Source organism: Rhodohalobacter barkolensis (assembly GCF_002834295.1).
Classification (GTDB): Bacteria; Bacteroidota; Rhodothermia; order Balneolales; family Balneolaceae; genus Rhodohalobacter; species Rhodohalobacter barkolensis.
Genome location: NZ_PISP01000001.1, coordinates 1,315,122 through 1,330,894, shown reverse-complemented (window position 1 = coordinate 1,330,894; position 15,773 = coordinate 1,315,122). Strand labels below are relative to the sequence as shown.

The 15,773-nt window shown below is 43.5% G+C and carries 14 protein-coding genes; 10 read left to right on the top strand and 4 right to left on the bottom strand.

Annotated features, from left to right (window positions below; translation table 11 throughout):
- Nucleotides 1–121 precede the first annotated feature (121 nt).
- The 4 genes from CWD77_RS05530 to CWD77_RS05515 all read left to right on the top strand — a co-directional run bounded on the left by CWD77_RS05530 (nucleotide 122) and on the right by CWD77_RS05515 (nucleotide 2,881).
- Nucleotides 122–529, top strand: coding sequence for a hypothetical protein (locus CWD77_RS05530; protein WP_101072210.1), 408 nt, complete (start codon nucleotides 122–124; stop codon nucleotides 527–529).
- A gap of 81 nt (nucleotides 530–610) precedes the next feature.
- Entirely contained in the window at nucleotides 611–1,192 is a 582-nt protein-coding gene (locus CWD77_RS05525) for a hypothetical protein (protein WP_101072209.1), read from the top strand.
- An 18-nt stretch (nucleotides 1,193–1,210) separates the two neighbouring features.
- On the top strand, nucleotides 1,211–1,849 hold the full coding sequence (locus tag CWD77_RS05520; RefSeq protein WP_101072208.1) for a carboxypeptidase-like regulatory domain-containing protein: 639 nt from the start codon (nucleotides 1,211–1,213) through the stop codon (nucleotides 1,847–1,849).
- A gap of 99 nt (nucleotides 1,850–1,948) precedes the next feature.
- Nucleotides 1,949–2,881, top strand: coding sequence for a D-2-hydroxyacid dehydrogenase (locus tag CWD77_RS05515; RefSeq protein WP_206017947.1), 933 nt, complete (start codon nucleotides 1,949–1,951; stop codon nucleotides 2,879–2,881).
- A gap of 423 nt (nucleotides 2,882–3,304) precedes the next feature.
- Here the strand turns inward: CWD77_RS05515 and CWD77_RS05510 are convergent, their stop codons facing one another.
- Nucleotides 3,305–4,858: a M28 family peptidase gene (locus CWD77_RS05510; RefSeq protein ID WP_101072206.1), complete on the bottom strand. Its 1,554-nt coding sequence runs from the start codon at nucleotides 4,856–4,858 to the stop codon at nucleotides 3,305–3,307.
- A 47-nt stretch (nucleotides 4,859–4,905) separates the two neighbouring features.
- Here CWD77_RS05510 and CWD77_RS05505 point away from each other — a divergent pair, with 47 nt between their 5' ends.
- From CWD77_RS05505 to CWD77_RS05490, 4 genes are all read left to right on the top strand, one after another.
- On the top strand, nucleotides 4,906–6,411 hold the full coding sequence (locus CWD77_RS05505) for an N-acetylmuramoyl-L-alanine amidase (RefSeq protein ID WP_165779082.1): 1,506 nt from the start codon (nucleotides 4,906–4,908) through the stop codon (nucleotides 6,409–6,411).
- 505 nt (nucleotides 6,412–6,916) lie between these two features.
- A complete protein-coding gene (locus CWD77_RS05500; RefSeq protein WP_101072204.1) occupies nucleotides 6,917–8,473 on the top strand; it encodes an NAD(P)/FAD-dependent oxidoreductase in 1,557 nt (518 codons plus the stop codon).
- 312 nt (nucleotides 8,474–8,785) lie between these two features.
- Nucleotides 8,786–9,331: an SCO family protein gene (locus CWD77_RS05495; protein WP_101072203.1), complete on the top strand. Its 546-nt coding sequence runs from the start codon at nucleotides 8,786–8,788 to the stop codon at nucleotides 9,329–9,331.
- A gap of 50 nt (nucleotides 9,332–9,381) precedes the next feature.
- Nucleotides 9,382–10,737, top strand: a complete 1,356-nt coding sequence (locus CWD77_RS05490; RefSeq protein WP_101072202.1) for a methyl-accepting chemotaxis protein — start codon at nucleotides 9,382–9,384, stop codon at nucleotides 10,735–10,737.
- A 223-nt stretch (nucleotides 10,738–10,960) separates the two neighbouring features.
- On the opposite strand, the gene CWD77_RS05485 is transcribed toward CWD77_RS05490, so the two are convergent.
- Both CWD77_RS05485 and CWD77_RS05480 read right to left on the bottom strand, forming a co-directional pair.
- The gene (locus tag CWD77_RS05485) at nucleotides 10,961–11,416 is read right to left on the bottom strand and encodes an META domain-containing protein (RefSeq protein WP_101072201.1); all 456 of its coding nucleotides are present in this window, start codon (nucleotides 11,414–11,416) and stop codon (nucleotides 10,961–10,963) included.
- Between the two features lie 106 nt (nucleotides 11,417–11,522).
- Nucleotides 11,523–12,458 carry a M23 family metallopeptidase gene (locus CWD77_RS05480; protein WP_108722891.1) on the bottom strand — a complete coding sequence of 312 codons (936 nt, stop codon included), beginning with the start codon at nucleotides 12,456–12,458 and terminating at the stop codon, nucleotides 11,523–11,525.
- Nucleotides 12,459–12,644: 186 nt separating this feature from the next.
- On the opposite strand from CWD77_RS05480, the gene CWD77_RS05475 reads away from it, so the two are divergent.
- A complete protein-coding gene (locus CWD77_RS05475) occupies nucleotides 12,645–13,043 on the top strand; it encodes a sll1863 family stress response protein (RefSeq protein ID WP_133120189.1) in 399 nt (132 codons plus the stop codon).
- Nucleotides 13,044–13,267: 224 nt separating this feature from the next.
- Nucleotides 13,268–14,311, top strand: coding sequence for an oxidoreductase (locus tag CWD77_RS05470; RefSeq protein WP_101072198.1), 1,044 nt, complete (start codon nucleotides 13,268–13,270; stop codon nucleotides 14,309–14,311).
- Between the two features lie 33 nt (nucleotides 14,312–14,344).
- Here the strand turns inward: CWD77_RS05470 and CWD77_RS05465 are convergent, their stop codons facing one another.
- A complete protein-coding gene (locus tag CWD77_RS05465) occupies nucleotides 14,345–15,760 on the bottom strand; it encodes an NAD-dependent malic enzyme (RefSeq protein WP_101072197.1) in 1,416 nt (471 codons plus the stop codon).
- Nucleotides 15,761–15,773 lie beyond the last annotated feature (13 nt).

The window sequence follows — 15,773 nt, the reverse complement described above, 5'->3', positions numbered from 1 at the left end:
TAGCCTGTTCAATGAAAGGTTTAACAAAAACGTAGGTTACTATATCAAAGTTTTAAGAAATTAGTACCTGCATATTTTTGGTGAACCTTTAAAACTGCTACATCATATATTTTAGAAAATCATGAAGATTCGAATCATATTAACTCTAATTTTTCTGCTCACAGCAGGGGTAGCATCAGCACAATCTGAGAGCACCGATGATAAAGTAGATAAATGTGTTTCATTCGGGGATTTTCAAACTCTGACTGTTAGTAAGGAAAATACCAACAGCTTCTATTTACTTTTTTCAGGCAAAGCTAACTGTAAAAAGATTCTTAGCAAGAAAAAGATTGACCAGGCAGGTTCTGATAATTTAGTATGGATGATGTCAATGCAGAGTCAAGATTCCTTGAATGTCAGGCAAGATGGAACTCATAATTTGATCACAGTTTTCCAAACTCAAAAAGATGACGGCCTGAAGGGTGAAATGAACTTGATAAAGGTAAACCAGAGTGGAGAGAAAAATAAGGTACAGGTAACACAGTATTGAAATGTGGTCTATGCCTTCAAGCATATGTGCTGTTAGAACAAATTATTTTATAAACCGATCACACAAAATTATCTTAGAGACATGAAGAAAATAATATTACTGGTCATATTCATCGTAGCAAGTTTTTCAGGTTTGTCAGCTCAATCGACAAACAGCGAGGTTTTTCCATCGCAGGCAAATACAGAGCATAATGAAGCCGTGCAAAAGCATAGTCAGCGCTTCGTTACTACCTTATTCGATAATTTACCTGCTTTCGGGAGCCTTGAATCAACACTTACCGGTGCCGGTAACAGCGCACAGGTTATTCAGATTGGCGAGCGCAATATCGCAGAAATCGATCAAAATGGAATTGGAAATTATGCATTTGTGCAGCTGGAGGGAATTGACAACAGAACGGGAGTTCAACAGGATGGGAATCTCAATACGGCATTAATCTATTTACTTGGAGATGACAACAATCTTGGACTAACACAGGAAGGAAGTTTTAACAGCTATTTCAATTTCAGGCAAGGCAATGGACTCCGGGACCAGGTTCTGCAAAGCGGAAATAATCTGATGTTGGAAATCTCAGGTGACGGTCTGCCCGTATCAATAGAGCAGTACGGAAATGGAAGCGGGGATGGAGCGGGAGTCTCAGTAACAACCCGAAGAGGGTACAATTAATTATTTGAATATCATCTTATGAAATTTCGAAGTATTCCAGCACTTATATTTATCACAATAGCGTTTATTTTCTCATCCTGCTCAAAAGAGACTGTAGATGTTCAACTCTTTGGAGATATTGAAGGTATTGTCATCGATAGTGATTCTGATGATCCAATACCCAGGGTTAATTTGACTACGACCCCTCCATCCAACTCCATCACTTCAAACAGTGACGGCAGCTTCAACCTGAATAATTTACCGGTTGGTAATTATACGATTCAGGCTAGAAAAAGTGGCTACAGTAATGTATCAGTAAGCGTCAATGTACAGGAAGACCGAGTGACGACAGCTCAGATTGTGTTGACGCCTGTTGATGAGACCCCCGATGTGTCAGAAGAGGATTTAGAGGCTGAGGTCACCTCCTGGGCAAATGCGGTGGTAGATGACACTACCTATGTAGATGTCGAATACCGGCTGAAAAACCTAAATACAGATTCGGATATTTCTGAGTATGAGATCTATTTTAAAATTACTACAGACGGAGATACGTTTTATTATGATGTATCGGGAACAGAACTGAATGCGGAACAAATCAGAAACGGGAATTTCAGGAAAAGTATCCGTCAGAATACAGCAGCTGAAGTTGTAGTTGACGGAGTATGGGTATCTCAATAATCTGATCCTATATATCGAAATTTAATTTTAAAAAGCGAGTTATCTCGCTTTTTTTGTTTTAGTACCAAATCAAATTTTGGATAATAAATTGAGTATATCATGAACATCGTATTTCTGGACGCCAAAACCGTTGGAACACCGCCAAACCTGGATAAACTGAAGGAACTGGGAGATGTGACGTTCTATCCATCAACCCGGCCGGACCAAACCGAGGAGCGAATTAAGGATGCAGAGATTGTTATCACCAACAAAGTGGTACTTGATGAAGAACTGATTTCCAAATACGCCGGTCAGCTGAAAATGATTGCCATTGCAGCTACTGGTATGAATAATGTGGATCAGGAAGCGGCTGAGAAACATGGCGTAAAGGTCAAAAATGTGGCGGGTTATGCTACTGACAGTGTGGCTCAATCCACGTTTTCGATGCTCTTTCGGCTGATGCAGGATTTGGAGTATTATGATCAATTCATCAAGAGCGGAGAGTACTCAAAGAGCGAGATTTTCACGAATCTGGATCGTCCGTTTCATGAGCTGAAAGGGAAACGATTCGGCATTATCGGCTTGGGGACAATCGGCCAAAGAGTGGCTGAGATTGCAGAGGTTTTTGGTGCCGAAGTGGTTTACTACTCCACATCCGGTAAAAATACGGATCAGCCATACAAACGTTTGGATCTGGAAGAACTGTTGCAAACTTCTGATGTGGTGTCTATTCATGCGCCTTTGAATGAGAATACAAATAATTTGATCGCCTACAATCAGATCAAAAAAATGAAGAAGTCTGCAATTCTGATCAATACCGGAAGGGGGCGAATTGTGAATGAGTCCGATCTTGCCATGGCGCTGGATGAGGAGTTGATTGCCGGCGCTGCACTGGATGTTTTTGAGCAGGAGCCGATGAGTGAGGATAATCCGCTGCTGAAGGTTCAGAACAGTTCCAGATTGTTGATGCTGCCGCACATCACCTGGTCAAGCGTGGAGGCCCGTACAGAGATGATAGACGGAGTTTATGCAAACATCAGGGAGTTTATATAAAAGGACCTTTCAGCGTGACGCCGTTAGTCGGCTCCTGAAAGCGTCTGTTAACGATCGTTTAGGATTCATCTCAGGTGGCGCAGATACGTACCGTACCTACGGCACGGATGATTTGGTTACAGATGCACATTTCTACCCATGTTTCGTCCCTACAGGACGAAGGATTATGAGTGTGCTTACCCTTTTTTTATCAAAAAGATATTTCTGAAATTACTTTCAAGTGAATTTGTCCTGAATAGAAATGTCCCGTCAGGGACAAAACATGGGTAGAAGTGGGAATAGGATCCTTCCATTATATTTGCGTGCCGTAGGTACGCAACAAAAAAACATCCGACCATTTATTTAATGATCGGATGTTTTAGAAATGTTTGCTATAAGATTCGTGTCACGGCTTGAAGACGTGCCACGAAGAAATCAATGAAATTAATCCAATCCGCCCTGACGATTTGGTGTTCTTGGTTCAGGCCAGGTCATCTGCTCACCTGTTCTTGGATTTATGGGAAGAATCCGTCTTTCCCGAGACGTTGTCTCCGGATCTTCACTTGCCATATAGGCTAGTGTAGCAATCAGAATCACATTATTTCTCACATCATCAAACACGATTTTATCGTATGTATCTCGGTTGGTGTGCCAGGTATAGCTATAGTAATCCCAGCTTAGAGAGCTTGTCATAAAGCCCGGAGCCCCGGCTGAAACAAAGGATGAATGATCACTTCCACCACCGCTTGGCAGTCCAGGAAAACTGGTTTCGATATTCTGGGTAACGTCGCGCGGAACAGCGGAAAGCCAACGCGTAAGATAATCGTAGGAGTGCAGGAATCCCTGTCCGCTGATATTTGCCACACGGCCGGTTCCGTTATCCTGATTGAACAGCGCCTGCATTCCATCAACGATCTCCGGGTTATCTGCAACAAAAGCACTTGAGCCATTCAGCCCCTGCTCTTCACCTCCCCAAAGACCGACCAGGATGGTACGCTTTGGATTTGGATAAATTTTCTTCAGAATTCGGGCAACTTCCATCATGGTGATTGATCCGGTACCGTTATCGGTTGCTCCGGTTCCGCCGTCCCAGGAGTCGTAGTGGGCAGAAAGGATGATATACTCTTCCGGTTTCTCCGTTCCTCGTATTTCAGCGATGGTGTTAAATGTTGGAACTTCTCCCATATCTTTTGATTGAGCATTTACCCGAATCACAGGACTTGAGCCATTTTCAGCCAGTCTCCAAAGCATTCCGTAATCTTCGAGCAGAACATCGATATGAGGGATGTTATCCGTGGCGGCACCAAAAATTTTGTTGGTTCCAAATCCGCGACTCCAGTTCGACATCAACAGCCCCGCTGCACCGGCTTCTTCCAAAGCTTCAGGCAGTGTACGCTGATTGTATCCGGTGTTTTCAATATTTGCTCTCCAGGCGCGCATCTGTTCGTCGCGATCCTGGCGCATTTTTTCGAACGACTCTTCCGTAGCCCACTCTTCCCAGTTATAGTCGGGCCGGCCGGTTATTTGCGGCATGGACACCAATACAAACTTACCGTCGATGGTGGATAGCCACTCTTCAAATTCCTCAGCACTTTCAACCCAGGGCAGTGAGACAACTTCTGCCTCTATTCCGCCTTCGGGTGTAGTAGGACTCCAGGCCAGCTGCATCGCTTCAAGAGTTACAACTCGCGGTTCAAGCATATCAACATGAGTAACGCCTCGTTCCCATCCGCGCCAAGTTCCATACTGCTCATTACGTGCATCGATACCCCAGCTTTCAAACAGTTCAACAGCCCAATCGTGTGCCTTTTGCTGTTGAGGTGTTCCTACAAGTCTTGGTCCGATAACGTCCAGAAGATGATGCGCAAGATCTTCCAGTTGTGAATTTTCATTGGCTTCGATAACAATTTGATTGACAATCTCTTCCTGACTTTGTGCAACAGCCAATGAGGAGGAAATCAAAAATAGAAATGCAAAAAGATGTAGTGCTTTCTTCATATATCCCATGTGTTTGTTTAGGTTCTGTTTTGAAACAATTTACGATTATGAATGTAGAAAAATTTCCTTCATCGATTCGTAAAAAATTATCCGATATGCAATTTATGGCCAATAGGGGTTTTCTTTTTTTAATTCTCTCCATCTTCTTTGGATTGATTATTTCTGATGCACTGGCACAGGAAACTGCTTTATACACACCCGCTGATAAGATCGATGTATTATCCGAAGAGGAGCAGTTGCCAAGAACGGAATGGATATGGGCCGAACAAACGGTCAGTGAAAATTTGAGATCTAAATCTCCGGATCGAAACACCATCATACTGAGTGGAAAAACGGAACAGCCTTTTACAGGTCTGGCCGTAGGGTGGAAGCTAGAAGATCAATCCATCAACCCGAATGAGTTTGCGTTACAAATTCGAAGCATTGCTCAGGGCGAAGATTTTGGTGGCTGGACATCTTCATATGGATACATCTCTCCGCAAGAATCTCCCAGTGGTTTCTATTGGGCGATGCTTTATGTGACGGAATCAGGTGAGGCGCACGATCAGTTTGAAGTGGAAATTGAGATGCCGGCCGGTGTAGAATTACAAGAAATTAGGGTGACAGGTGCAGACGCCAGATTAAGAAATGGTGATGATTTTGATAACGTTGAGCAGTCAAAAGAAGCTTCAAAAAGCTATGATATGCCGGAGATTGTGGATCGGTCGGGCTGGTGGGGAGATCTGCCGCCATCGGAGCTGGAGCCGAACTACTCTCCAACACCCATTGATATTTCCCACGCTTTAGTTCATCACACCGTAACGGTAAACGAGCCTGCCAACCCTGCACAGGTGATTCGACAGATTTGGGACTGGCATGTGAATGACAACGGTTGGCTCGACATCGGATACAACTTCTTGATCGATCATGAGGGAACAATTTATCAGGGAAGATACAATCCCAATCTGGAACAGACCGATGTTCAGGGAGCTCACGCCGGCGCTGCCAACAGCCAAAGTGTAGGTGTTGCGTTGCTTGGACAGTTTGAGCCGGGAGCACAGCCGGCACCGGGTCAACCTCAGGCATTAGCCCTGGATGCTTTGGTGAAAACGATCGGGTGGCGTTTTACACAAACTGGTATTGGTTCTGAAAGCAGTGGTTACATTGCCGGTAACTTCTTGCCTGTGATCTCCGGACACCGGGATGTTTCTGCCACGGCTTGTCCGGGCGAGAATCTCTATCAGCTTCTGCCTGATATTCGATCTCAGGTAGATACAGGAGAGTCTGAACCACCTGAAGAGGTTGTGGAGTTTCCCTTTGAGCTGAACCAAAACTATCCCAATCCGTTTACCGGGGAGACGACCATCTCATTTTCCTTGGATGAAGATCTCCGTGTTTGGATTGATATTTATAACGTCAGTGGCGAGAAGGTGGATCGAATATATGATGAGGTGACCGAAGCGGGTGAACACGAAGTGAGCTGGTCACCAACAGGATTAGCCAGCGGTGTTTACTTTTATGAGATCGGCACAGAATCCTACCGGCTGATGAAGCAGATGATCTATTTCCGGTAAGCTACTGACTCACCCCCCAACCCCCTCTCTTTTCTCCGCCTAAGGCGGATCAAAAAGAGGGAGTGACTTCAGAACGAATTTTGAGCCTGAACATAGAAATTGATTTCCAAGCTAGTTCAGGAGTTCCCCTCCATGAGGAGCGCTTTTGCGACTTAGGGAGGTGACAGGGGAGGGTTAAATAACAGGGGCGTTTGAAATGAATTCTGGGTCAGGAAACCAACCCCGTTAGGGGTGGCCAGATTGTAGCCCCGGGTGTAGCAAGGCGAAACCCGGGGTTAATAGAGGTCAATTTATACGCGCCGAACAGAGAGTGTGAATAAAATTGAAAGACTATGTTGAGGCGTGAATTTGAGAGTTTTTTCATACAAAATATAGATGCCATTTGTATAGAATGGTTTTACCCGTTTGACTGCGGGAAGCGATCTGACGGGAATCTAAATTCCACCATCGGGATCGTGCGTATTTATTCCTATTTTTAGTTCTCAAACCGCACAAAACCAATCCAATGATTAAAGAATACCAGTTACGGTTCGATCCGGAGACCGCCGCAAAACCGGAACTGTTGGAGAGTTATATCTCACAGCAGAAGAATATTCCAATGGATGAGATCAACCACATCGAGATTCTGAAACGATCCATCGATGCGAGGCAGAAGGATGTGATCATCAACCTGAAGGTGAATGTCTATATTGGCGAGGAGTACCGGGAGGAGCCGATTTCTTTGCCAGATTACCCGCATGTGGGTAGTGAAGAGGAGGTGATCATTGTGGGAATGGGTCCGGCGGGACTTTTTGCCGCACTCAAACTCATTGAACTGGGCAAGAAACCTATTATCCTGGAACGTGGGAAGGATGTGAAAGAGCGAATTCAGGATCTGAAGGGAATCAACGTGAAGCACATTGTGAATGAGGATTCCAACTACTGCTTTGGTGAGGGCGGGGCCGGTACGTATTCGGACGGAAAACTCTACACGAGATCCAAGAAGCGCGGAGATGTAGATAGAATTCTTCGTCTTCTGGTGGGGTTTGGTGCGGTCAGGGATATCATGGTGGATGCTCATCCACACATAGGAACCAACAAGTTGCCTCCCATCATAGAAAAGATGCGAGAATGTATTTTAGATCACGGTGGGGAGATCCATTTCAATACCCGTGTCACGGATTTCATTATCGAGGGAGATCAGATGAAAGGGGTGAAAACACTGTCGGGAGATATATTCAAGGCCGGTCAGGTGATATTGGCAACCGGACACTCGGCAAGGGATATTTTTGAGCTGCTTCACCGAAAAGGTGTTGAGATTGAGCTCAAGCCGCTGGCAATCGGTGTGAGGATAGAGCATCAGCAATCCCTGATCGATTCGATTCAGTACAGCTGTGATGTGCGGAGCGACTATCTGCCGCCATCACCCTACAGCATCGCCAAACAGGTGGATGATCGCGGAGTTTACTCGTTTTGTATGTGTCCGGGAGGGGTGATTGCTCCTTGTGCCACAAAGCCAGGGGAGATTGTAACCAACGGCTGGTCGTCATCCAGGCGTGCACGTGCAACCGCCAACTCGGGAATTGTTGTGGAGCTTCGGGAAGAGGATTTTGAACCGTTTGCCGAGCATGGTTCGTTAGCTGCCATGGAGTTCCAAAAGTCGATAGAACAGCGGGCTTGGGAGATGGGCGGAAAAACTCAGACCGCACCGGCGCAGCGCCTGGTCGATTTTGTGGATGGAAAACTCTCGGCTGATCTGCCGAATACTTCCTATGCTCCGGGAATTAAATCCGTAGAGTTGAGTGAAGTTCTGCCGGATTTTATTCACAATGCATTGGTCCTGGGATTCAATAAGTTTGATCAATCGATGAAGGGGTACCTGACAAATGAAGCTGTGGTTCACGCTCCGGAGTCGCGGACATCCTCTCCGGTGCGAATACCACGTGATTGGAAGACATTTCAGCATGTGAGAGTGAAGGGACTCTATCCGTGTGGAGAGGGAGCAGGATATGCAGGTGGGATTATATCTGCAGCGATGGATGGAGAGAAGTGTGCGTTGGCTTGTGTTGAGCGTAGTGATTGAGATTATCCGTCAGACCGCACCAAGCGGTCTGACGGGTTGTTTAAACGGTCAAACGGATTGAGTAGAGAGATTGAGTTCAAAACACCCGTCTACCCGCTCGGAGCGTGCTGACGGGGTTTGGAGTTTCAGAAGTGTTTATTCTAGACAATGGTTGTAATCTCCTGGTGTTTATCTGTGTTCTTAACCTTATGGTGTGCTGATAAATATCGTTATAACAAGGCTTTTCTTTTGATGTTAATTCCTTCATAGCGCTTAACTTTTGTTCTGTTTTGGCCGATAAGACTTATGAACAGAAAATCAGCCATAAAATAGATGAAGTCGGTTCTACTACTTATTGCACTGTTTCTCACTCCGATTGTAATTGTATTCGGATCTGGTTTTGGAATTGTGTCTCATCCTGCAAAAGGAAATCTGGTTGACCCTGAGATTTTGCACATTGATCAAGAGAGTGATACAGCGATTATTTTCTTTGGATATGTGGGATGCAGCTATATCTGCCCGACTTCACTTTATAAGATTGACGAAATGTTATCTGAACAAAACGACTCCACTAAATTTGAGGGCTTGTCGATTCTGTTTGCCGATATTGCAAATCGCCCGGGTGTTGTTTCATCTGACCGTTACGCTAAAAATATTTCGCCTCGCATGCAGGGTGTAAATTTGTCTAAAGAGCAGTTAGATTATTCAGTAGATATGTTCAATCTCAGGATCAGGGATACAAAACGGATGGATAGTGAAGTTTACCATACCGACCACTTTTTTGTCTTGAAGCGTAGAGACAAAGCATTTGAAATAACAGCTGTTCTACCCAACCAGGTGACCACTGAAAAACTGGCTGAAGTCTTATTAAAAAAATAAAATAGTAAACGTACAGATATTAAAATTTAGATCTGAAAATAGAAGAAGCCATGAATTCAACATCTTTAAACCTGTTTCCTTCGTTAGATCAAGCTCTTCCATCTTTTGCAAAAGACTCTTTGCACGAGACTTTCGTTCAGTCTGACAAATTTATGCTGAAGCTTTTGGTATTGCACTGGATTCTGGCTTCAACTATCATCGCCTTTTCATACAGTACGTATATTCTGGGTTTTGTAGGAGGAGGAATGATTACGGGGCTTGCCTATTTGGCGTACAGATCAAATCCCGGTTCTCTAATTAGCAGGATCACGATGGGTGCTGCATTTATGGCTTTCTCAATGCTATTTATTCAGCAGCACTTTGGGCGGATAGAGATGCATTTTCATATTTTTGTATCAATGGCTTTTCTGATAAAGTATAAGGATATCTCTCCTATACTTTCTGCAGCTGCTACCATTGCCATTCACCATGCGATTTTTAATATAGCTCAAGACTCTGAATTGATGATAGCCGGAAATCCGATCATGATCTTCGACTATGGCTGTGGATGGGATATTGTGGGGTTACACGCATCCTTTGTAGTTGCAGCAACACTTGTGTATAGCTCAATTATTTTAAATCTGACTCAGGAATACATTGGAAATCTGGAGGTATTTAATATTATCGACCAGTTAGAAGATTCCGCTAACCATACCAGTGAAGCGGCAGACTTTATTTCAGAATCAGGACAAAATCTTGCACTGCATGCAAACGAAAATTCCGTATCTATAGCTCAGTCTCATGCTTCATTGAAAAAAATGGGAGATGATATTCTAAATCTTAGCGACAAAACATCTTCCGCAAAATTAAAGATTGAAGAGATTAATAGAGAAACCGTTAATCTAAATCAGTCAATGAACGAGCTGGAAAATTCAAGCAGTGACATACGATCTGTAGTTGAGACAATTGAAAGCATTGCATCTCAAACTAATCTGCTGGCGCTAAATGCAGCTATAGAGGCAGCAAGAGCCGGGGAGGCCGGTGCAGGGTTTGCGGTTGTTACGGAAGAAGTGAGAGTTTTGGCGAAAAAAACATCAGAAGCAGCTTATGGTATTGCTGAAATTATTGAGTCTAATATCGGTAAGGCCAAAGGCGGTGGAATGATAGCGAATGATATCACTGGAAAAATCAGTGAACTCAATGAATGGATTGCCAATGTTCATGAAGTGAGTAATCAACAAATATCCGGTGTTGAAGAGCTGAAAAATATTAGTTCAGAGCTGGATATTACTACCAGAAAAACTGCTGAGACTGCCGAAAAAAATGCATCCACTGCTGAACAACTTCAGGGCCAGGTTCATATGTTGAAAAGTGTAGTTCAAGATCTAAACCAAAAGACACAAATAAGTAATAAAAGATTGAATTAAAGTGCTTTTGGTTTGCTTTATCCCGAGTTGAGAGAAAGAATGGAGATACCCGGCAGACCGCCTCATGCGTTCTGACGGATCTTTAAAGTAACTATTGTAACCGTAAGAGAATTTAGACACCTATTTTATCACCTGGAGCGTGCTGACGGGGATTGTGGCTTCAATTCTCGTGGTACGATTTCAAGTCGTGCCACGAGTGTTTAGAACATTCAACTTTCAACTTTCAATTTTCCATTATTTCAAACTGAGCGATGATCTCTCCTGAATTGTTATAAAACTTCAAAATCTGCGAACTGATCTCCATTCGTTCCACTTCATTCAGCATTGAGAAATAGCGATTCTCAAGTTCCATATCCGGGCAAGCCATTTTTGTAGCGGCAACTTGACTTAACTCTATTTCTCCGGATTCCTCATTAAACTCAAAGCCACCATTGAATTGATTACACCCGCCACTGCCATAAAATCGATTTTCAGCCTCAACAAAATTGATCGTGGGAATGGATACGCTAGTTTCGGTTTCAGATACGGGATCTCCATTGAGTTCAGTTAAAGTCCAGTTTGTGTCGAAAATATCTACCTTAGTCTCGGTTTGAGGATTCTCTTCTTCGGGTTGGCTTGAATCAGACTCACACGCAACGAAAATGAATACTGTTAAGAGTAATAGAATTATATATTTCATTTTTTAGTACCTTATTGAAACTTAAAGTATCCGTCTGCCCGCTTGGAGCGTGCTGACGGGAATTTGAGATTTAAATATTTGGGCTAGCAGTTTTGAAATAACGGTATTAATTACTTCGCCTCCAGCGTCGACGTTCCCTGCGGCCCATCTCTTCGGTAATAACGTCTTCCGGATGAATACTAATGTACTCCATACCGGTTTCAGGATTTTGCGATTCACCGGCGCTTGTTCTGAATTTGGGTTTCACATAGTGCCAGTTGTGTATCCCTTCAGAATCTTCCCGGTTAAAGGTCACCGATTCGTCATTTCTGTAGTAGATGAGTAAGCGAATTTGATTACCAAAACCAAACTCTTCGCCCGCCATCTCACCCAGCGGATCGCCAGGATAAACCGTATCACCTACATTAACAAATATCTCGTCGTCCCGAAAAACTGAATACCGTGCAAATGTACAATCGTCCTGCGCAACAACCACATAATTTCGGTCACTTGAATAAACAAGTCCCTCATGGGTTGAGTTGTCCCCATCACGAATAGATATGACGGTACCTTTTCTTGCTGCATGAATCTTCGATTCATCTTTCATATAAAAAACAATGGAGTACCAATCCTCCGGTGCGTCATGATTCAGCCGCTCATAAACATAACTCAATTCACCGGATCGGGCTTTTCCACCTTCCGGGTAGGGCAAAAGATATTCAATATCATCGGGTTCAGTATCCAGACAGCCGGTATGGGTTCTATATCGATAACGGTAGTTGGTCTGTAGATTACCCATCTCTTTGGTGAGTTTGAATATGCGCGATCTTCCACGCGATACGTTTCTGGAATAGGGTAAGGATGTGCTTGCCCGAAGATTTGTCAGTGTGCTAAAGTCGATGGTAACAATAAACGGAGATGGGGATTGATTCGTGGCATAAAAGGTGTATCCATCCCGATTATTTCGTTGTACTTCGATTTTAACATTCGATTGCCTGGCAATGAGATCTGATGATAGAAACAGGAATAGTAAGAATGTGATAATCGTAGAATATCGTGTCATATAAGCGACTTTGTGAAAATTTATGCTGTGGACGTTAAAGGTTTCGGTAGATGAATGCAAAACAGTTAGATAGAGAAAATTTCAAAAAGCTGATACACAAATTCGAGAAGTCGGAACATTCATCTGCGTATCCGGTTAATAAAATAAGGGCAGTTTTAAATTATGAACAAAAATGACCATTTACTTATGAAAAGTTTTAAACAGTTAACTCTTATCGCGGTTACAGCACTATTCGGGCTATTTCTGTTCAGTTCTTGCAGTGAAGAGAGTAATGATCAGCAATCACAGAATTTTGAACAGGAACGGCAAGAGTTGGTAAATAATCTTGAAAACCTGAGAGATGACCTTGATGAAGAGATAGAGAAGCTTGGAAATCGTATCGACGAGGAAGGCGATGATGTAAGCGATAGTGTAGAAGAGGCACACCAGGAACTTACAGATGATCGGTCTGAATTGGAGAAAACCATTGATGAGGTGAAAAATGCTTCAGAAGACACTTGGGATAATGTTAAGACAGAAGCTGAAAATCTTTATGGATCCATTTCAAACCAGTTCAACGAGTGGATGGAAGAACTGGGTAACTGAAGTAGAAAATAAGTTTTAGATGACCCCAAAAGGCGTAGAGGCAGTATTGCTTCTGCGCCTTTTTTGTTAGGAGACCATTTGTTTAAGTACTTTGCATATAGTGAACCGATGATGGGGAGAATCATACACCATCATAAAATTTTGTCAGATTGAATTTGTTCAGTTTTACTCTGGATCCGGTTACAATATGAAAGCAATAACAAGGAATCGAAAATTAAAGCATAATGAGTATCAAAGCGGGAATTGTAGGATACGGAAAAGCTGCGAAAATTTTTCATGCACCACTGATTCAAGCCGTTAACGATTTAGATTTTTATAGTGTTGTTGAACGCAGCAGTGATGATGCAATACAACAGTATCCCAACGTAGAGGTGTTTAGAAATTTTAAAGATATTTTAAAAGATGACGTGACTGAGCTTTTTATTATCACAACACCAAATCATCTGCATTACCAAATGGCTATGGAGGCCTTGAGTGCAGGTAAACATGTTGTTATTGATAAACCGTTTACGGTAACATTTGAAGAAGCCAAAAAGCTGATCCGGTTGGCAGATGATCTGGATTTGAAACTTTCTGTATTTCAAAATCGGCGGTGGGATGGGGATTTCAAAACAGTTGAACAGATAATCAGGGATCAAAAAGTAGGAGAAGTAGTGGAGGTGGTTTCCACTTTTAACCGGTTTCGAAATCAGGTCCGGGAGAATAAGTGGAGAGAGAAGGATCAACCCGGCAGTGGTGTTTTATACGATTTGGGACCTCATCTGATCGATCAGAGTATACGTCTTTTTGGTAAACCGGATCATCTTTTTGCGGATATCAGGGAGCAGCGAGGCGGAGTAACAGACGATTATTTTGAAGTGGATTTACACTATCCAAACCTGAAGGTGAAGCTTAAAGCGGGGATGCTGGTTGCGGATCCATCACCCAGATTTACCATCCGGGGAACGGAAGGAGCTTTTGTAAAATTTGGACTGGATCCTCAAGAACAGAATTTGAAAGAAGGAAAAAATCCAAAAAGCCCGGATCTGGGGACAGATTCTGAAAACTATTGGGGTTCTCTCTACAAATGGAAAAACAATGAAATGAGTGTTGAAAAGGTAAAAACGCTTGCAGGCAGCTACATAACGTTTTACCGGGAAATGGCAGCAGCCATAAAAGGGGAAGGTGATCTTCCGGTTGACCCGAATGACGCTGCCTATGTCATCTACCTGATTGAGCTGGCACTCAAGAGTAACCTGGAAGGTAAACGGCTCGACGTATCAAAATAATCAGTTCAAAAATTACACTAAATACACTGTGTATTACGAATTTCTTTTTGCAACCCCGCTATCATAAGCGGCTTCTTTTACCGCTTTAGCTACTTCACGAACCACCTTTTTATTGAACACACTCGGTATAATATACTCTTCACCTACTTCATCAACTCCAATACAGTTGGCGATAGCGTAGGCGGCTGCCAGTTTCATCTCTTCGTTAATGTCTGATGCCTTAGCATCCAGCGCTCCTCTGAATATCCCGGGAAATGCAAGTACGTTATTGATTTGGTTAGGATAATCGCTCCGACCGGTGGCAATGATTCTGGCCTTACCCTGTATTTTCTCGGGTCGGATTTCCGGATCGGGATTAGCCATTGCAAATACAATTGCATCATTTGCCATCTGCTCTACAGCTTCAACCGGTATAGTGTCGGGGCCGCTCACTCCAATGATTAGGTCGGCTCCCTTTGTAGCGTCCATTAAACTGCCTTTCACCCTGTTTTGATTTGCGTTTTCGGCAACCCATTTTTTATTGTCATCCAGGTGATCGGTATGGTCCCGGTTCAAAATGCCGTCAATATCTACTGGTAAGAGCTCTTTTACACCCGCTTCCAGAAGAATTCGGCTGATGGCACTTCCGGCAGCTCCTATTCCTACAACGACTACGCGTATATCTTCCAGTTTTTTCCCAACAACCTTGAGCGCGTTGATTGTTGCTGCCAACGCTACAACAGCTGTACCGTGCTGATCATCATGAAATACGGGAATATCGAGTTCCTGTTTAAGTCGGTGTTCAATCTCAAAACATTTTGGAGCGCCGATATCTTCCAGATTAATACCGCCAAATCCGGGTGAAATGTTTTTAACGGTTTTGATAATCTCTTCAGTGTCCTTTGTACTCAGGCAGATCGGGTAGGCATCGATATCAGCAAACTCTTTGAAAAGCATTGCTTTACCCTCCATTACCGGCATGGCTGCTTCGGGTCCAATATCTCCAAGACCAAGTACGGCCGTTCCGTCTGTGACTACAGCCACGGAGTTCTGTTTAATAGTCAACGATTGTACATTGGACTTATCGCGGGCTATAGCCATGCAAATTCTTGCAACTCCGGGCGTATATGCCATCGAGAGTGTATCCCGGGTATCCACAGGTACCTTATTCTTAATACTTATTTTACCACCGATATGCAGCAGGAACACCCGGTCGGAAACATATTTAACGGAGATACCATCAATAACCCGTACCGCTTCAACAATTTCTCGAGAGTGTTTGGCGTCACGTGCACTGACGGTGATATCCCGAATTTTATATTTCCCTTCTACAGCTACAACATCCACACCACCCGGATCGCCCCGATGCTCTGCAATTACATTCAAAACTTTTGCAAGCATGCCCGGTTTGTTTACAATAGCCAGGCGAACGGTAAAACTATAACTGACACTCGGTTGAATTTCACTCATGGATAAAGTTCTT